The organism is Vibrio sp. B172a, assembly GCF_030248355.1.
In the GTDB taxonomy this organism is placed as follows: Bacteria; Pseudomonadota; Gammaproteobacteria; order Enterobacterales; family Vibrionaceae; genus Vibrio; species Vibrio owensii.
This window is the reverse complement of record NZ_JAHGAC010000017.1, coordinates 111,614-129,315: the sequence shown is the minus strand read 5'-3', so window position 1 is coordinate 129,315 and position 17,702 is coordinate 111,614. Positions and strand designations below refer to the sequence as shown.

General features: G+C 46.2%; 15 protein-coding genes and 2 tRNA genes. 8 read left to right on the top strand and 9 right to left on the bottom strand.

Translation table 11 applies throughout. The features are described 5' to 3' along the window. Positions 1-199: 199 nt before the first annotated feature. Positions 200-284, top strand: a tRNA-Tyr gene (locus tag KIT90_RS17225). Between the two features lie 85 nt (positions 285-369). Further along, positions 370-454, top strand: a tRNA-Tyr gene (locus tag KIT90_RS17220). Positions 455-865: 411 nt separating this feature from the next. Here KIT90_RS17220 and KIT90_RS17215 read toward each other — a convergent pair. Further along, positions 866-1,741 carry a Tim44 domain-containing protein gene (locus KIT90_RS17215; protein ID WP_009707155.1) on the bottom strand — a complete coding sequence of 292 codons (876 nt, stop codon included), beginning with the start codon at positions 1,739-1,741 and terminating at the stop codon, positions 866-868. A 256-nt stretch (positions 1,742-1,997) separates the two neighbouring features. Between KIT90_RS17215 and KIT90_RS17210 the strand changes: the two genes are divergently transcribed. The 3 genes from KIT90_RS17210 (at position 1,998) to KIT90_RS17200 (ending at position 5,543) form a co-directional block, all read left to right on the top strand. Continuing rightward, the gene (locus KIT90_RS17210; RefSeq protein WP_005437561.1) at positions 1,998-2,588 is read left to right on the top strand and encodes a TetR/AcrR family transcriptional regulator; all 591 of its coding nucleotides are present in this window, start codon (positions 1,998-2,000) and stop codon (positions 2,586-2,588) included. Positions 2,589-2,601: 13 nt separating this feature from the next. Further along, positions 2,602-4,476 carry an MFS transporter gene (locus tag KIT90_RS17205; protein ID WP_285377748.1) on the top strand — a complete coding sequence of 625 codons (1,875 nt, stop codon included), beginning with the start codon at positions 2,602-2,604 and terminating at the stop codon, positions 4,474-4,476. A gap of 161 nt (positions 4,477-4,637) precedes the next feature. Then, positions 4,638-5,543 (top strand): YeiH family protein, encoded by a 906-nt coding sequence (locus tag KIT90_RS17200; RefSeq protein WP_038893312.1) that lies wholly within the window; start codon positions 4,638-4,640, stop codon positions 5,541-5,543. Here KIT90_RS17200 and KIT90_RS17195 read toward each other — a convergent pair. Continuing rightward, positions 5,529-5,729 (bottom strand): hypothetical protein, encoded by a 201-nt coding sequence (locus KIT90_RS17195; RefSeq protein WP_180825662.1) that lies wholly within the window; start codon positions 5,727-5,729, stop codon positions 5,529-5,531. The two genes, KIT90_RS17200 and KIT90_RS17195, sit on opposite strands and share 15 nt — an antisense overlap. Positions 5,730-5,825: 96 nt before the next feature. Then, positions 5,826-6,707 carry a LysR substrate-binding domain-containing protein gene (locus KIT90_RS17190; RefSeq protein WP_038893309.1) on the bottom strand — a complete coding sequence of 294 codons (882 nt, stop codon included), beginning with the start codon at positions 6,705-6,707 and terminating at the stop codon, positions 5,826-5,828. A 156-nt stretch (positions 6,708-6,863) separates the two neighbouring features. Here KIT90_RS17190 and nagE point away from each other — a divergent pair, with 156 nt between their 5' ends. Further along, complete coding sequence (gene nagE, locus KIT90_RS17185) at positions 6,864-8,318, top strand: N-acetylglucosamine-specific PTS transporter subunit IIBC (RefSeq protein WP_009707160.1); 1,455 nt, start codon at positions 6,864-6,866, stop codon at positions 8,316-8,318. A 50-nt stretch (positions 8,319-8,368) separates the two neighbouring features. Here nagE and menE read toward each other — a convergent pair whose 3' ends face one another. The 6 genes from menE to KIT90_RS17155 form a co-directional block, all read right to left on the bottom strand. Further along, positions 8,369-9,802, bottom strand: coding sequence for an o-succinylbenzoate--CoA ligase (menE, locus tag KIT90_RS17180; RefSeq protein ID WP_285377745.1), 1,434 nt, complete (start codon positions 9,800-9,802; stop codon positions 8,369-8,371). After that, on the bottom strand, positions 9,787-10,776 hold the full coding sequence (menC, locus tag KIT90_RS17175) for an o-succinylbenzoate synthase (RefSeq protein WP_285377743.1): 990 nt from the start codon (positions 10,774-10,776) through the stop codon (positions 9,787-9,789). The genes menE and menC overlap by 16 nt, the downstream gene beginning before the upstream one ends. A gap of 129 nt (positions 10,777-10,905) precedes the next feature. Further along, positions 10,906-11,772: a 1,4-dihydroxy-2-naphthoyl-CoA synthase gene (gene menB, locus KIT90_RS17170; protein WP_039841510.1), complete on the bottom strand. Its 867-nt coding sequence runs from the start codon at positions 11,770-11,772 to the stop codon at positions 10,906-10,908. A gap of 26 nt (positions 11,773-11,798) precedes the next feature. Continuing rightward, on the bottom strand, positions 11,799-12,593 hold the full coding sequence (menH, locus tag KIT90_RS17165; RefSeq protein WP_285377741.1) for a 2-succinyl-6-hydroxy-2,4-cyclohexadiene-1-carboxylate synthase: 795 nt from the start codon (positions 12,591-12,593) through the stop codon (positions 11,799-11,801). After that, a complete protein-coding gene (gene menD / locus KIT90_RS17160; protein WP_285377739.1) occupies positions 12,580-14,298 on the bottom strand; it encodes a 2-succinyl-5-enolpyruvyl-6-hydroxy-3-cyclohexene-1-carboxylic-acid synthase in 1,719 nt (572 codons plus the stop codon). Before menD ends, menH begins: the two co-directional genes overlap by 14 nt. Further along, a complete protein-coding gene (locus tag KIT90_RS17155) occupies positions 14,295-15,602 on the bottom strand; it encodes an isochorismate synthase MenF (protein ID WP_005437582.1) in 1,308 nt (435 codons plus the stop codon). Before KIT90_RS17155 ends, menD begins: the two co-directional genes overlap by 4 nt. Before the next feature lie 217 nt (positions 15,603-15,819). On the opposite strand from KIT90_RS17155, the gene KIT90_RS17150 reads away from it, so the two are divergent. Continuing rightward, a complete protein-coding gene (locus KIT90_RS17150) occupies positions 15,820-17,034 on the top strand; it encodes a pyridoxal phosphate-dependent aminotransferase (protein ID WP_005437583.1) in 1,215 nt (404 codons plus the stop codon). 83 nt (positions 17,035-17,117) lie between these two features. After that, a complete protein-coding gene (gene yfbR / locus KIT90_RS17145) occupies positions 17,118-17,702 on the top strand; it encodes a 5'-deoxynucleotidase (protein ID WP_285377737.1) in 585 nt (194 codons plus the stop codon).

Here is a 17,702-nt window from a genome sequence, read left to right as displayed (position 1 = left end):
CGGATTCGAACCATCGAAGGCAGTGCCGGCAGATTTACAGTCTGCTCCCTTTGGCCACTCGGGAACCCCTCCAGGGTGTTTTATACTTAAAAGTTAGTTTCCCAACCTAGCTTCCAAGTTGTTCTTATGTTTTTCCTTTGAACATGAGAACAACTTGGAAGCTAGGTTGGGAAACTAATATTCAAGTATAAAACACCCTGGAGGGGTTCCCGAGTGGCCAAAGGGAGCAGACTGTAAATCTGCCGGCACTGCCTTCGATGGTTCGAATCCGTCCCCCTCCACCATATTCTTTCTTATGTTTTTCCTTTGAACATGAGAACAACTTGGAAGCTAGGTTGGGAAACTAACATCTAAGTATAAAAATACCCTGGAGGGGTTCCCGAGTGGCCAAAGGGAGCAGACTGTAAATCTGCCGGCACTGCCTTCGATGGTTCGAATCCGTCCCCCTCCACCATATTGAAAAAGCCAGCTCATTGAGCTGGCTTTTTTCGTTCTATAACTACCATTTTTCAATGACTTACCTAACTATCTGGATAAATCTAGCCTCGCTCACAGCGCGATTCTTAGTGGTCTTTCGTTAAGTAGTACGACACCTAGGTGCTTTCAACTAGATCTGCTTGAGAGGGAATCCAAGTGTCAGTTGGTTTATTTAGGTCAATGGAATCAAGCCATTGATCACCTCCGTCAGTTCTATCTTCACTATTCCCTACTGTCCCGCTCATCGTTTCCCCTATACCTACCCTATTTAGTTCGACTTCAATCACTCACCATTAGCTTGATACGTTTAGATTCTCTGATCTAAGGGCATAAAAAATCCCGCTCGAGAGCGGGATTTTACTAAGACTAAATTGAACGCTGTTGGTGATTAACCTTGAATACCAACAATCAACCAAGGTGCGTTTGGTACCGTTAGGTCACGTTCTAAGTGCCAGATATCTTCGATGTCTTCTTCGATACCTTCTTCTGCATCACGGTAACGACCGCTAAATTGCAAGCTAAGCTGTGCTTTGTTCGCATCGTAGTCAGCACGAACAATTTCCGCATCTACGTACATCACATCAGTATGTTGCTCGCCATCTAGTTTCGCACGTTCTGCTTTCAAGTCTTCGAATAGGCTTGGTGAAACGTACTCTTCAATTGTATGAAGTTGGTTGTGGTTCCACGCGCCTTGCAGGATTCGGTAGTGCTCACGAGAGCCGTTGATGAATGCCGCTTGGTCAAAACCCGGTGGGTAGTTATGTGGGATATCAGTCTGTGCACCGAAACCACCAAAACCACCTGCATTTGTGTTGTTAGGCTGCTGTTCAAAGTTCTGCATGTTTGGTTGCTCGAACTTAGAAGCGTTACCACCAAATGCTGGCTGCTGACGATGCTGATTCATACTGCCCTGCTTAGCACCAAGCATGCCGCGCATCAGCTTGAAGATAACAAACGCAATCAAGCCAATGATCAGGATATCCATAAACTGGATACCTTCGAATGCACCACCAAAGAATGCTGCCAATAGACCACCAGCAAGAAGACCACCAAGTAAGCCGCCCATCAAGCCTTTCTTGCTTGAAGATTTAGCACCTTGTTCTTTACCAATGGTGTTTGTGTTTTGTTGCTGCTGTTTAGGAGCAGGAGCCGTTTTATAGCTCTTACCGAACGACTTACCACCACCAAACTTCTTCGCTTCCGCGATAGGCGTTACAGCAACGGTAAACATCAGTAGGGCGACAATCGAAAATAAACGTTTCATCGTTATCCTTAAAATTGACGATAAGTACTTAATCATGCTGCCAAATAACAAGATGAACAAGCATCCAATATCAGTAGCACGCTAAATATGAGATGTGACCATCATACTCCGTCAGATTCAACAATGAAACATTCCACAATAGAAGACATGTATCAGAATATTGCCAAGCAATAGGTTTATGACTTGTTTGCGTTATTGACGGTCAATCGGTAGCTGACTATCATATTGAACGTTGTTCAATAAGTAGTTTTTAATTATGGCGCGCAGAAACGATCACACCAGAGAAGAGTTGGTCAACTTGACTCTTTCCACAGTCAAAGACTTTTTAGACGAAAACTCTTACCACGACCTTAGCCTTCGCAAGATCGCTAACATGATAGGTTACGTGCCAAGTACGCTAGTTAATATCTTTGGTAACTACAACCTACTGCTTTTACATGCCGTTGCACAGACATTGGATGAGTTGCAACAAGAAGCCGTAGCCGCGACGAAAAACAGTAAGGATGCTCATCAATCACTTTTTGAACTGGCATACTGCTACCACGACTTCGCGCAAAAGCACCCATACCGCTGGCAACTTGTGTTCGAGCACAACATGAATGGTGCCGAGCTACCAGAGTGGCACGCAAAACGCATCGACGGTATGACTGGCATGCTAGAATCCTTACTTGCTCAAATCGCACCGCATCGTACTGAATCTGAAGTACTGCAAGCGAGTCGCGTATTGTGGTCAGGTGTACATGGAATCACGCTTCTTAGCGTTGATGATAAGTTTTTCTCTAGTGAACCTATTGATGGTAAAGAGCTTATTGATAACCTGATTTCAAACTATCTGATCAGCTGGTAATAAAGGATTATTCATGTCATCAGACAGCCAGTCGTCTTTGCTTAGGCAGCGAAAGTTCCTCCCCTATTTTGTCACCCAGTTTTTCGGAGCTTTCAACGACAACATATTCAAAAACGTACTGCTGCTGTTTGTAGCCTTTGCAGGATCTAGCGCGTTACCGATCTCTAGCAACCTGTTTATTAACTTGGCTGCTGGCTTATTTATTCTGCCATTCTTCTTATTCTCGGCGTCTGCGGGCGTATTGGCTGATAAATACGAGAAGTCTTGGTTTATTCGTAAGGTAAAGCTTTTCGAAATCGGCATCATGCTTTTAGGGGCGATTGGCTTTATCACCGAAAGCTACGGCGTGTTGCTCTTGCTGCTTTTCTTGATGGGAACGCAATCCGCATTCTTTGGTCCCGTCAAATACGCTCTACTTCCTCAACAACTCAATGAAAAAGAGTTGGTTCCTGGCAACGCATTGGTCGAAGCCGGTACTTTTATTGCAATTCTTGTTGGTACGCTTGGCGCGGGGCTTATTGCTTCGGCCGACAATGCGAAATATCTTGCTGCCTTCTGCGTTGTTATCTTTGCTGTTCTTGGTTACTTGTCGAGTCGTTTTATTCCATTTGCATCAGCAAGCGCACCGAACATTCAATTCAAATGGCAGCCTTACAAGCAAACCAAACGCACACTTTCTATTGCCAAGTCTGACCGCATCGTTTTCCAATGCATCATGGCAATCAGTTGGTTCTGGTTCTTGGGCGCAGCATACCTGACTCAGTTCCCGAACTTCACTAAGGTGTATTTAAATGGCACCGAAAGCGCAGTTTCCTTCCTGTTAGCGCTCTTCTCTGTGGGGATTGCGGTCGGCTCTATGGCATGTAACTGGCTGTCCAATCATCGCATTGAAGTGGGTATCGTACCGATTGGCGCTTTAGGGATAACCATTTTCGGCTTCTTGATGGCGACATCGATTCCAACGGACTTGCCTCGATTCCATACATTCGCAGAATTCGTCAGCTATGACGCTTTCTGGCCACTGTTCTTCTATCTATTGATGATTGGTATTTCGGGTGGTTTGTTTATCGTTCCTCTTTACGCCTTAATGCAACACAGAGCGAAAGAAACAGAACGTGCACAAGTGATTGCTGGCTTGAACATCTTTAACTCTCTGTTCATGGTAGGCAGCGCTGTATTAGGCATTGTTTGTTTAAGTGTGCTTGAGATGAGCATTCCTCAACTGTTCGCTCTTTTGGCTATCCTGAATTTCTTAGTTGCCGCATACATCTTTCTGCAGATCCCTATCTTTGTGGTGCGTTTTGCGATGTGGGTGGTCACTCACACCATTTACCGTGTCAAACATAAGAACCTACACCACCTTCCAGAACACGGTGGTGCGTTGATCGTCTGCAACCATGTCAGCTATATGGACTCGTTACTGTTAAGTGCGGTCTGCCCTCGCCTGATTCGATTTGTGATGGAAGAAGACTACGCAAACCTTCCTCCTTTGCGACGTTTCCTTCGTCGAGCAGGTGTGATCCCTATTTCGGCAAGTAATCGAACGTCTATTCGTCGTGCCTTCAATGATGTCGAGAAAGCACTGAGTGAAGGTCACATAGTGTGCATCTTCCCAGAAGGGCGTTTAACATCAGATGGTGAAATGAACGAGTTTATGCGCGGTATCGACATCATACTTCGTCGCAGCCCAGTTCCAGTGATTCCAATCGCCCTAAAAGGCTTGTGGGGCAGCTATTTCAGCCGAGCAAAAGGTCGTGCTTGTAAAGGGTTACCAACTCGCTTCTGGTCAAAACTAGAAATCGAAGCTGGAACGCCTGTCGATCCAAAGCAAGCAACGTCACAAGTGATGTTTGAAAAAGTGAAAGCACTGCGTGGCGACTGGCGCTAAACTCAAACCAGTTAATTTGAGAATGTTGAACATACGTTTAGTTTTACTGAACGCATGTTCAATTCATTAAGACTTTCTGATCAAAAGCGTTACTGTATACTCCACGCTTTAACTCATAACAACGAACGACACCCTTGAATACAAAGAATATCCCCTTTGGATTGGCACTGCTGTTTTGTTTAACCCCTTTTGTGTCCTCTCCTATCGCGCTTGTGATCGGTTTTCTTTTGGCGAGTTTTAGCCTAGTACCGACAGAGCTTCCTATTGCTTCATTTACCAAGAAGCTGCTTTCTTATTCCATTATTGGTTTGGGCTTTGGGATTCACTTTGACCAAGCACTAGCGGTCACTTCTGACGGTATAGGTCTGATCATCGCGACCATTCTTGGTACGCTTGTGATCGGTATGATGATCGCCAAAGCAATAAAACTCGAACGCACAACGGCGTATCTGATTGCTTCTGGTACCGCCATTTGTGGTGGTAGCGCGATTGCTGCGGTCGCTCCAGCGATTAAAGCAAAGGACGAACAAATTGGACTCGCTCTAGCGACGGTTTTCGTTCTGAACTCACTGGCGCTGTTTATCTTCCCTGTAATTGGTCACGCTATTGGCTTGGATCAGCATACGTTCGGAACGTGGGCTGCGATTGCAATTCACGATACCTCTTCCGTTGTGGGTGCAGCATCTGCCTACGGTGAAGAAGCATTGACGACCGCAACAACATTAAAGCTTGCTCGTGCGCTATGGATCATTCCTGTCGCGCTAGTGAGTGCTGTGATTTTTTCTCGCGGTAACGGAGAGGAAGGCAAGAGTAAGTTAGTGATTCCTTACTTCATTTTCTGGTACTGCGCTGCGATTGCATTCAGCGACTTCTTCCCGCAATTTGAAGTGGTGTATCAAGGCATCTTTGCTATTGCTAAGCAAGCACTTGTGGTGTGTCTGTTCTTGATTGGTTGCAGTATTTCAGTATCGAAGCTGAAGTCGGCAGGCGCTAAGCCATTGTTGTTTGGCGTCACATTGTGGGTGCTGATTTCTACTACGTCTTTAGGCTGGTTACTTCTCAGCTAAACCTTGATTGATTTTCTGAGGCTGGGTTGGCTCGACTTTTCGTGTGCTTTGGCTTTTGTGTACCAACACTAATGCGATCGCGACCAGAAAAGCAGTTAACTCAGCTAATGAGCGCGTTAAACCCTCCGTACTCATCGCCACACCAATTTGTAGCAACACCGCTGCCGCTAACACTAACTTGATCATCCTGAACCTTATGCTTTATTCCTTAATCTTTGAGCATGATTATGATTCAGAGTTATAAGGATGCGAAATTCCCTTTTCGACTAATACATTGCGAAATCAACTAAGTTGGCTTTCTACCCACGAGATAAAAGTCTTCACTTTAGGTCGGTGTTCGTAGCCTGACGGACAAATCAAATCGTACCCCAACTGCGTATCCATCACCGGATAGGGACTAACCAGCTCGCCTTTGTCTAAGAGATCTTTGACGAATCGATATCGCCCCATCGCAACGCCAACGTTATTTCTTGCTGCTAGCACTGCCATATCACGATGGCTCACACAGTAAAAATGCTGAAAAACATCTACGTCCAGTCCCATGTAAGCAATCCAACGCTGCCAAACATCAGAGCCAAGTGCGTGAATAAAGTTGATGCGATTGAGAGACTCAGTGCCGTCTTCTAAGATATTCAGTTCCTTCATGTACTGAGGTGTACAGACCGGAATGTATTTTTCGCCAAACAACCGCTGACGATACACATCAACCATATGATCTGTATCGTAAAAGATCGCTACATCAATCTGATTGGTCACCAAATCAAGTTGGTTTTCTTGGGCGAAAAGGTTGAGGTTAAAACCTGGGAAATGGCGTTGGAAATCCGCAATGCGAGGCATCAACCACCCATTCAAAAACCCAGGGGACGCAGCAATGTTGAGCTCACCCACCAAGTCCGTCGACTTGATCTCTTCAATCTCATTAAAAATGGTACTGAGTGACGTAGATAACGTTTTTTGAAATCGATGCCCTTCTGATGTCAGTTCAAGCTTTCGAGTGCCTCGAACAAACAGAGAGAAACCCAATTCCTGTTCTAGCACTTTAATGCGATGGCTCACGGCGCCTTGAGTCAAGTGCAGCTCTTTTGCCGCCTGTGTAAAGCTGAGATGCTTCGCGGCGATGCTAAAGGTATGAAGGTTTCGAAGCAGTAACTGTTGATTTGCCATGATCGACCATGCATTAAAAATATTAATTCATGATAGTAGTGAATTCGTTTGTTTGCGTCGATAATTAAGTTTCAAATAGCCCTTAGAAACTTAATAAAAACGCCACTTTCAAACATAGATCATGTTTTAGGTGGTATTAAAATTATAGGGGCAAATATGAATATACTCGGCTACATGCAAAAAGTCGGTAAGGCATTAATGGTACCCGTAGCAACCCTACCTGCTGCGGCAATCTTGATGGGGATTGGCTACTGGATCGATCCGGTCGGCTGGGGTTCTGAAAGTGTCTTAGCGGCATTTCTCATTAAATCAGGCGGCGCAATCATCGACAACATGGCGGTACTGTTCGCCGTTGGTGTCGCTTTCGGATTGAGCAAAGACAAAAACGGCTCAGCAGCACTATCTGGCTTCATCTGCTTTATGGTTCTGACGACGTTACTGGCACCGGGTGCCGTCACACAGCTAATGGATGTTGCTGCAGATGAAGTGCCGGATGCCTTCAACAAAATCAACAACCAGTTCATCGGTATCTTAGTGGGTATTATCTCCGCTGAAATCTACAACCGTTACTCAGGTGTCGAACTACCAAAAGCACTGGCGTTCTTTAGCGGCAAACGCTTGGTTCCTATTCTCACCTCTATCGCAGGCATGGCGCTGGCGTTTGTACTGCTTTACGTATGGCCTGTGATTTACGATGCATTAATTATTTTCGGAACCAAACTTGAATCCATGGGTGCGGTTGGCGCGGGTTTATTTGGTTTCTTTAACCGTCTAATGCTAACAATCGGTATGCACCATGCGCTTTACCCTGTCTTCTGGTTTGATGTGGTTGGCATCAACGACATTCCAAACTTCTTAGGCGGCGCACAATCTATTGCTAACGGCACAGCTGTAGTCGGCCAGACGGGTATGTACCAAGCCGGTTTCTTCCCAATCATGATGTTTGGTCTGCCGGGCGCTGCTCTTGCGATTTATCACTGTGCTGATAAGCAAAACAAAACCAAAGTGTTCTCAATCATGTTAGCTGCGGCAATGGCGTCCTTCTTCACTGGTATTACAGAGCCTCTAGAGTTCAGCTTTATGTTCCTAGCGCCAGTGCTGTACCTGATTCACGCGGTGCTGACTGGTATCTCAATGTACATTGCAGCAAGCATGCAGTGGATGGCGGGCTTTGGTTTCTCGGCTGGTTTTGTTGACTTCGTGCTATCAAGCCAAAACCCACTGGCAACCAAATGGTATATGCTGATCCCACAAGGCTTAGTCTTCTTTGCGATTTACTACAGCGTATTCCGCTTCGCGATCATCAAGTTCAACTTACGTACGCCGGGTCGTGGTGAGGACATGGAAAAAGAAGTCACCGAGAACATTGGCGAGCTAGCAAAAGACTACATCGCTGCAATTGGCGGTGCAGACAACATCCTAGAAGTGGACAACTGTATTACTCGACTTCGCTTGACCGTAAAAGATTCATCCCTAGCAGACGAAGCTAAGCTCAAACAGTTGGGTGCTGCTGGCGTAGTGATGATTGGTAAAGGCGGCTTACAAGTGATCATCGGTCTAGGAAAAGTAGATAAGGTAGCTGAGCAGATGAAACTCGCGCTCGCTAACTAAAGAATTGTGGTGACTCACCATCACCACATCCCCCTGAAGTGCAATAACGCTTAGTCACCGTTTTGCACTTCATTTTTTAACCAGTCTTTCACCGCTCTGCGCGAGATTTTGATTCCCCCACCCAACAGAGTTTGAGGCATTGCGTAATACGCTATTGGCCATTTGAATTTTTCTAGCTTAGTTTGCAGATGTTGTTCGTATTGAGCTTTGTCCAATAACGACTCTGTTTGAATCACAGCTATTGGTCGGTGTCCAAATTCCGCATCTTCTATTGGCACAACAATACTCTGCGAAATACTCTCGATTTGGTTCAGTACCGCTTCAATTTCTTCACAGTGAACATTCTCACCGCCAGAGATAAATTGGTTATCCGCTCGACCAATGATCTTGAGTTCATCGCCTTGCCACTCTCCGAGATCCTTACTGTCGAACCAACCATTTTCATTCAGAAGTGAGGTAACAGCCCCTTGCTTGAAATAGCCTGCTGCTAGCGTTTGCCCACCGATATAAATACGCTCTTCCACCAGCTTGATATCGCGATTTTGCAATAGGTGGCCCGCGTTACTGATGCTATCGATTTGCTTTGCCGTTACGGTAGAGGCCGCTTCTGTCATGCCATAACCCAGCCAAGTTTCAATGCCTTGCTGTGTTGCTCGCAGTGCCAACTCATGAGCAACATGACTGCCGCCAAGTAAGACATGCGTGAGAGACAATTCGACTTGTTCATCCAGTAAACGCTTAAGCTGGGTCGCAACTAAAGAAGCGTGAGAGACACCAAGAATATCATCAGCAAGATTTCCGTTTCCTACCTTAAGCGTTGCCCCTGCAAACAACCAACGGTAGACAATCGCCAAGCCTGACACGTGGTAAAGCGGCAAGGAAAGCAGCCAGCTATCTTCATGGTTGAATCGGAACTCAGCCAACAAACCTTGAGCTGAAGAAAGGTGCTGACGATGCGTATGAACAACCGCTTTAGGGGTGCCTGTTGAGCCAGAGGTAAACACAATAGACGCTAAAGCATCATGTGCGTAGCCTTCGTTTGAAGTGCTAACGTCACTTTGCGATTTGCTATCCAGAGTCGAAAGCTGGATGATACCTAGTTGCGATAACTGCTGTTCAGAGTAGCCACTGGCAACACCATCAGCAAACCATACAAAACGTTGTTGAGTTGGCTTATATAGCGTCGTTAACTTACCCGCAAGTGCCTCAAAAGGCTGCGGCATGGTCAACGCAGCAATTGCGCCTATCTGCTGAGCAGCAAGATAAAACCACAGGGTTTCAACTTGGTTCTTACCGACTAGCGTCACCACATCTCCACTCGCGACACCCAGATGTTGAAGGTAGCAAGCGTACAAGTCGACACGAGCAGCCAATTGCTGCCAGTTAACTTGTTCTTTTGTCGTCTCAAGCGCAATAGAAAAAGGGCTCACTTGAGCCCAATATTTCCATGGTGCAATCGCAATAGTATCTATGCTGAATGCCACACTAACTCCTGCTCAGATAGCGGAAGAACGGGAAGTTCACACTTCGGCCAACCTTGATCTAGCTGCGCTTTGAATAAACCAATGGTATCCAAACCTGGGATCTCATTAGGTAGTTGCCATTGTGCTAAGCGAGCTAGTTGGTTCAGGCCAAGGCTTGATTCAATGCTTGAACTGATTACGGCTTTAATACCTAACGTCTTCGCCTTTTCAATCAGCTTAATACAGAAATCAACTGAGCCGATCAGCGTTGGCTTGATGATGATGGTTTTCACGCCAGTAAGATCTTCTAAGCTGAAATCTTCACGGCGAACCGCATCTTGCAGTGTCTCATCCCACGCGATTGCAATACCCGTATTGATTGCAAAAGACAGGCTATCACCCGGAGAGCGGCATGGCTCTTCCAAGAAGGTAATACGCTGGCGTAGTGATGGTGCAATGTACTTAGCAAACTGCTGGGCTTTTTCTGGCGTCCAAGCACGGTTAGCATCAAGACGAAGCGTCAGCTGTGGAATCGATTCGAGGAATAAGTTCACTAGCATGCCGTCACGAATAGGTTCGTACAAACCCACTTTTACTTTCGCGACTTTTTCGCCTTCCATTTCGTTCAGTTTCGGGATCAGATCATCTGGATCACCGTTACACAGTGGGGCGACTTGGTACTTACCTTGTGCTGGTAAACCGCCTTCAAGTTCCAACTGGGCCATAGACAGACCAAATGCAACCGATGGATACATGTGGTTGTAATCTAAAGACAAGTTTGCCACCCAGCGCTCTGCTTGTGCTTGCAGCTGAATGCCCGCTTCTTCAGTGCCTTCTAGGCTGAAGCCAACCAAAGGGGCAACTTCACCGCGACCAACCTTGTCACCGTCCGTTAATTCAAGGATATAACCTTTACGTTCCGTCAGCTTGTTATCACGTAGTATTACGCCACTGTCCATTGGTAGACAGTAACGGTAAATCTTCGCTTTACGCATAATTCGAATCCTATGTAATGCCGTATATTCTGAGCTTTTTAACGAGAAAACTCGTTAGTCTCCCAGAGGGCGAGACGCTCAGGACGAAAAACGAAACAGAGGAGCACAAAGGCTCCTCTTCTATACGGATTATGGGTTACGAGGGAACTTGTCGAAGTCTGGGCGACGTTTCTCGTTGAATGCGTTACGACCTTCTTGGCCTTCATCTGTCATGTAAAACATCATAGTCGCGTTACCCGCAAGTTCTTGCAGACCCGCTTGACCATCACAGTCCGCGTTCAATGCAGCTTTCAAGCAACGCAGTGCCATTGGGCTGTGTTGCAGAACTTCACGACACCAACGAACGGTCTCTTTCTCTAGATCCGCTAGTGGTACAACTGTGTTTACTAGGCCCATGTCGACTGCTTCTTGAGCATTGTAGAAACGACATAGGAACCAGATTTCGCGAGCTTTCTTTTGGCCGACGATGCGAGCCATGTAAGATGCGCCCCAACCGCCGTCAAATGAACCCACTTTAGGGCCTGTTTGACCAAATTGAGCGTTGTCAGCCGCAATCGTTAGGTCACACATCATGTGCAGTACGTGACCACCGCCCACAGCCCAACCGGCTACCGATGCGATCACTGGTTTTGGACAAGTGCGAATATCACGTTGGAAGTCCAGTACGTTTAGGTGGTGCGTACCTTGGTCGTCTTTGTAGCCGCCGTAGTCGCCGCGGATCTTCTGGTCACCGCCAGAACAGAATGCGTCTTCACCTAGACCTGTCAGAATGATCACGCCAACACCAGAGTCGTAGCGTGCATCTGCCAACGCATCAATCATCTCTTTTACCGTTTGAGGACGAAACGCGTTACGCACTTGAGGACGTGCAATAGTGATTTTCGCGATACCATCTTCAGACTTGTGGTAATGAATGTCCTCGTATTTCTCGCTGCAATCTTTCCATTGAACCGGAGCGTAAAGTTCTTCTTCAGAAATGCCTACTGTTTTAGCCATGGTGATTCCCATTGTTCTCGTTGCTCTCACTCAAAGTGAGAATGAATTATTTGATTAACTTGCCTCGCAAATCGCTGTGGTTGCTCTTGGTGGACGTTATGTCCAGCACCTTCGATTTGTCGATACGCCAACCCGCTTGTCTCAGCCAGTTGGCTAAATTTTTTGTCTTTTTCGCCGCAGATATAATGCAGTGGAACCGCTTGTTGTTGCAGAGCTGGTAGCAAATAAGATTGCTTCGCTAATGACGTTGCAATCAGCATGTCCGCTACCGCGGAACCAAGATTAGCACTTCGTTTCGCAATCAATGTTTGTCTTTGCTCATGGTTTAGTGAAGAAAAGACCAACTGTTGGTACCAATCGTTCAAAACACAGGCAAGAGGCTCAGTTTTGAAACGCTTTGCCCAGCGCGAATCGTTTTCGAATCGTGCCTGTCTCTCTGACTCACTTTGAAGCCCGAAGTTTCCTCCTTCCACAATGCTTCCATAAATATTGAGATCTGGAAAACATTGGTGAGCAAGACCATGCATAGCAATGCGTCCACCCATTGAGTAACCAATCAGGATAAGCGGTTGTTGCGAAGGAAATAATAAAGATAGTGCGGAATTAAGTAATTTGCAGCAATCATTCAGATCGCTGCAAGAAATAGATTGGCTATGCCCATGACCAGGGAGGTCAACCGTAACACGTTCATACTCGGGTAACGCGTTGATACACGATTGCCAATCTTCACCGCTACCAAGCAAACCATGCAAAAACACCAGAGTAGGCAAAGTACTACTTTGGTGCTTTTCCGTTGCTGGGAAGCGTTTAGAATAGAGCATGCAAATTCTTGTTGAAGGATTTTAGCTGTTCTACCGCTTGGTTCGATGGCGTTTGAACTTCAACCACTAACGCCCCTTCGCCGCTAGCAAAATGCTCAGAGACTAAAGATTGATACTCAGCAAGCGTGTTCGGTTTGCGATACTGTAAACCAAACTGTTTCGCTGCATGTTCAAATTCATAGCCATGAGGCATTTGATAGAACGACTCGCGATGCTCTTGCGGTACTGGCAGTAAGTCAAAAATCGCACCACCATCGTTGTTAGTAATCACCAACACCGAAGGCAACTTGTTGCGCGTAAACAGTGCCAATGAGTTCAGCCCATATAAGGCAGAAGTATCGCCAATAAACATTAACATCGGGTTTTGGCGCGCGCGTTGTACCCCGCTTGCCGTTGCAAACAGGCCATCAATGCCAGACGCACCACGGTTAGTGAAAACCTCTGTGTTATCAAGCTTGCCGAACATGTCGATCAATCGAACAAACAGACTGTTGCCAACAAACAGATCCACACCTTGAGCACGCTCAGCCACATCAATCGCTAACGCAATCTCGCTCAGCTCACTCTTAGGGTCAGATGCAAACAAGCCTTTCGCGTGTTGCGTGACCTGTTTGATGTCCGCGGCAAGTTCATTTGCCCAACCAGCGTGTTCTGATGAAAACTCCGTCGTACGTTCAACCCATGAGCTTGGCTGCTCTGCCCAGTGCCATTGTGGTAAGTGACTTTGGTTATCTCGCTCTAATCGAGGCGATACGTACCAATATTGAATGTCACCACCTTGCTGATTGCGCGCTACGTGTTTTTCTAACCAGTGATTAAAACGTTTAGAAATGATTCGACTACCAAACTGCACGATTAAGTCACAACCATCCAGTTGGCTTGCCAATTTCGGATTCTGCAACCATAAATCAAAATGCGCCCAATCCGAGCTCACACCACTTTGCGGATCAGCAAGCACTGGCCAGCCCATTTGCTCTGCAAACGCTTGTGCAGCTTGCGCCTGAACCAGTGGCAAACTACCAATGACCACCACTCCTTTGTTATCCCCACAGCTTGGAATTGCGCTGCTGGTTTTCGGGTTAAAACGCTGGCAATACGTCACCTTGCTATCTCGCCAACCGGCAACGGTATCAAGGTAGTCCTGATAGGTGCTCTTTTTTGTATTGGAGTACAAAGGTTCTGGGAACGCACAGTTAATGTGAACCGCGCTACCTCTTAGGCGCTGAGTAAACATCACTTCATCAACAGAAGTAAGTAACCAATTCAACGGAGTTGATAGCGTAGGGCTCGGCAGGTTAAGACTTTCAGAAACATGTCCTGAAAAAATACCCAATTGATTAATAGCTTGGTTTGCACCGCAACCTACTAATTCAACAGGGCGGTCAGCCGTTAGCACCACCAGCTTTTCACCCGTCAACTTTGCTTCAGCAATAGCAGGCAATAAGTTCGCCACGGCAGTGCCAGAAGTCACAATCAATGCGACCGGCTGTTTACTTGCTTTAGCAAGTCCGAGCGCCATAAAGCCTAATCCACGCTCATCAAAGTGCGTGTGGATAGTAAAATTTGGGTTATCTGCCGCCTCTACCGTTAAAGGTGTAGAGCGGGAACCGGGTGCGATACAAACGTGGTTCACACCAAAGCGGTTCAATTCTGTCAGGATGGTTTCAGACCAGATGCGATTCAATACAGCTTGATCTGCCTTCATGATGCAACCCCAAGCGGTGGGTGGTCTGAAATAAGAGATAGTAACGTCGACATTTTTTTATCTAACTCGGCCCATTCATGTTCTGCAATAGAGCCTGGAACAATACCCGCGCCAGCAAACAGTTGGACTTGATCGCCCAAGATCAAAGCACTTCTGATTGCGACACAAAACTCTGCACGCTCATGGCTAATGTAACCCATAGAGCCTGCATACCAGCCGCGTGCAAACGGCTCATTATCCAAAATAAATTGCATCGACTCTTTACGCGGTAAACCGGCTACCGCGGCGGTTGGCTGTAAAGCTGAAAGCAATTGAACACCGTTGATGCCTGCTTTCAGATCCGCATGAATATTACGCTTAAGATGTTGGACTTTTCTCAGGCGAACAAGTCGAGGCTCTTTTTCTACTTCCACGCTCTCTGAATGTGGCGACAAGCGATCAACAATGTCATCCACCACATACTGGTTTTCGTTCAGGTTCTTTGAATCTTGAGATAACCAGTTCGCTAGTTCCATATCTTGCGTAGCATTGTCACCACGACCAATCGTGCCTGCTAATGCTTCAGTGTGGAGTTCATGCCCAACACGCGAATACAGACGCTCAGGGGTAGAGCCCATGAAGCTGTGCTTGCTGTCTAAGCTCAGTAGGAAATGGAAACTGTGGTGGTTATTTAGGTAACTCGCTTTCAGGAGTTGCGCAGCAGAAAGTGTCGAATCTAAGCGAACTGTTGATTTGCGAGCTAAAACGACTTTTTTAAAATCGTCGTTCTCAATACCTGTCAGTACTTTCTCTACCAAATCATTCCATTGAGGCTCTGTTGGCGCATGATCAATAGAACGAATATGAGAAGAAATTGGCGCAAGCATAGGCACATCACAAACCAGCTTTTTCAAGCCTGCTAATGTACGGGTTTTATCTTCTGAGATATTCACTGCAAGCGACCATTGCTGATCGAAGCGAATCAACTCGATTTGCGGTAGAAAGAAGAAAGACGGCATGCAGCGGCGATTTTTCTCGTGCTGACCATCAAATGAACGCCCACCCCATACGCGTTGGCCTTCGCCAAGGATCGTATAGGCAGGTCCTGGCTCAACAAATGAATGGAGCTGACCTAGGGCAACAACTTCTTCACGAGTATCACGGGACTGCCAGTAAAACTTGGGAAAAAGTGGTTGTGCTTCAAGCCAGTCAATAAACGCGAAATTGGGTTTCTCGCTGAGTGGCTCGACTAAACGTGTTTGATTGCCTTCCGTTTGCTGAACTCGCTCGATAATTCTCTTTACGGCTTGATGGAACTGTGACAAATCAACCTCGAAGTCTATGAGGATAAGGGATAACTGACGGCTACTCTAAGTTTAGACCCAAAGCAAATCAAGGTCGTATGCGATCTTTTGCAAAATCCTGTGATACCAACAGGACAAAAGTTAGCCACTAAACGGATAATTTACAGATTTTTATTCTAATAAAAAACAAATTATTGTACTTTAATAAAGAAATTAACGATTTTTTAGGAATTATACAATGCAAAATATCGGGATGTCGTCAAAACTCGACAATGTCTGCTACGACATTAGGGGTCCTGTACTCAAACATGCTAAGCGCATGGAGGAAGAAGGGCATAAAATCCTAAAGCTAAACATTGGTAACCCCGCCCCATTTGGTTTTGACGCCCCTGATGAGATTTTAGTAGATGTAATCCGCAATCTACCAACTTCTCAAGGCTACTGTGATTCCAAAGGCATCTACTCTGCGCGTAAAGCCGTTGTACAACATTACCAACGTAAAGGCATCCGCTCACTAGATGTTGAAGATGTATACGTAGGTAACGGCGTTTCAGAGCTAATCGTGATGGCAATGCAAGCGCTGCTAAACAACGGCGATGAAATGCTGATCCCGGCACCAGACTACCCACTGTGGACAGCATCTGTTGCTCTGTCTGGTGGTAAACCTGTGCATTACATCTGTGATGAAGGCGCAGACTGGTATCCTGATCTAGAAGACATAAAGAAGAAAATCACCCCGAAAACGCGTGGTATTGTTCTGATCAACCCGAACAACCCAACGGGTGCCGTATACAGTCGTGATTTTCTACTAGAAGTTATCGAGATTGCTCGTCAACACAACCTGATCATCTTCGCTGACGAAATCTACGACAAAGTACTTTACGACGGAGCAACACACACCTCAGTCGCGACACTAACAGAAGATGTGCTAGTGATGACCTTCAACGGTCTGTCAAAAGCATACCGTGTTTGTGGCTTCCGTGGCGGCTGGATGTTCCTAACCGGCCCTAAACATCTGGCGCAAGGTTACATAAACGGTCTTGAACTGCTTTCGTCAATGCGTTTATGTGCCAACGTACCGATGCAACACGCGATTCAAACCGCATTGGGTGGCTACCAAAGTATTAATGAGCTGATCTTGCCGGGTGGTCGTTTGCTTGAACAACGTAACCGAGCTTACGAGCTGATCAACCAGATCCCTGGGGTTTCTTGTGTGAAGCCGAAAGGCGCTATGTACTTGTTCCCGAAAATCGACACCAAGATGTACAACATTAAGAATGACCAGCAGATGGTGCTGGATTTCTTGAAACAAGAAAAAGTACTGCTGGTACAGGGCTCAGGCTTTAACTGGCCGAAACCGGATCACTTCCGTATCGTTACCCTGCCGCACGTAGAAGATCTTGAAACCGCGATTGGCCGCTTTGAGCGTTTCCTATCAACGTATAGCCAGTAGTAATTACTGCTGATCTCTCATATGCTTAGAGGAGCTCCTAGTGAGCTCCTTTTTTTGTATCAGAATCAAAATTGGAGACAGCAATGAAAGAAAGCCATTTTTTCGCCCACTTGGCACGAATGAAGCTAATCCAACGCTGGCCCTTAATGCGCTCAGTATCACCAGAAAACGTTTCTGAACACAGCTTGCAAGTCGCGTTTGTTGCTCATGCCCTTGCCCTAATCAAAAACAAAAAGTTTGGCGGTACACTGAATCCCGAACGCATTGCTATTCTTGCGATGTACCATGACTCCAGTGAAGTATTAACGGGTGACCTTCCAACCCCAGTTAAGTATTACAACCCAGAAATTTCTAAAGAATATAAAAAGATAGAAGCCGCAGCCGAGCAGAAACTACTATCCATGCTGCCAGATGAATTCCAAGATGATTTTGCACCGTATCTGCTTTCACACTCTGCACATGAAGAAGATGCCTTGATCGTCAAGCAAGCCGACTCCATCTGCGCGTACTTAAAATGTCTCGAAGAACTGAGCGCAGGTAACCACGAGTTTGCCTTGGCTAAAAAGCGCCTAGACATCACACTGCAAGAACGCAAAACACCAGAAATGGAATACTTCCTTCATACCTTTGCCCCAAGTTTTGAATTATCGCTGGATGAAATCAGTTAG

Excerpts from the sequence above, each read along its gene's own strand:
- nagE (WP_009707160.1), top strand. The coding sequence starts at position 6,864 with ATGAATATACTCGGCTACATGCAAAAAGTCGGTAAGGCATTAATGGTA.
- KIT90_RS17150 (WP_005437583.1), top strand. The coding sequence starts at position 15,820 with ATGCAAAATATCGGGATGTCGTCAAAACTCGACAATGTCTGCTACGAC.
- KIT90_RS17205 (WP_285377748.1), top strand. The coding sequence starts at position 2,602 with ATGTCATCAGACAGCCAGTCGTCTTTGCTTAGGCAGCGAAAGTTCCTC.
- menD (WP_285377739.1), bottom strand. The coding sequence starts at position 14,298 with ATGAAGGCAGATCAAGCTGTATTGAATCGCATCTGGTCTGAAACCATC.
- menH (WP_285377741.1), bottom strand. The coding sequence starts at position 12,593 with ATGCTCTATTCTAAACGCTTCCCAGCAACGGAAAAGCACCAAAGTAGT.
- KIT90_RS17210 (WP_005437561.1), top strand. The coding sequence starts at position 1,998 with ATGGCGCGCAGAAACGATCACACCAGAGAAGAGTTGGTCAACTTGACT.
- KIT90_RS17215 (WP_009707155.1), bottom strand. The coding sequence starts at position 1,741 with ATGAAACGTTTATTTTCGATTGTCGCCCTACTGATGTTTACCGTTGCT.
- KIT90_RS17190 (WP_038893309.1), bottom strand. The coding sequence starts at position 6,707 with ATGGCAAATCAACAGTTACTGCTTCGAAACCTTCATACCTTTAGCATC.
- menC (WP_285377743.1), bottom strand. The coding sequence starts at position 10,776 with ATGCGTAAAGCGAAGATTTACCGTTACTGTCTACCAATGGACAGTGGC.
- yfbR (WP_285377737.1), top strand. The coding sequence starts at position 17,118 with ATGAAAGAAAGCCATTTTTTCGCCCACTTGGCACGAATGAAGCTAATC.
- menB (WP_039841510.1), bottom strand. The coding sequence starts at position 11,772 with ATGGCTAAAACAGTAGGCATTTCTGAAGAAGAACTTTACGCTCCGGTT.
- KIT90_RS17195 (WP_180825662.1), bottom strand. The coding sequence starts at position 5,729 with ATGATCAAGTTAGTGTTAGCGGCAGCGGTGTTGCTACAAATTGGTGTG.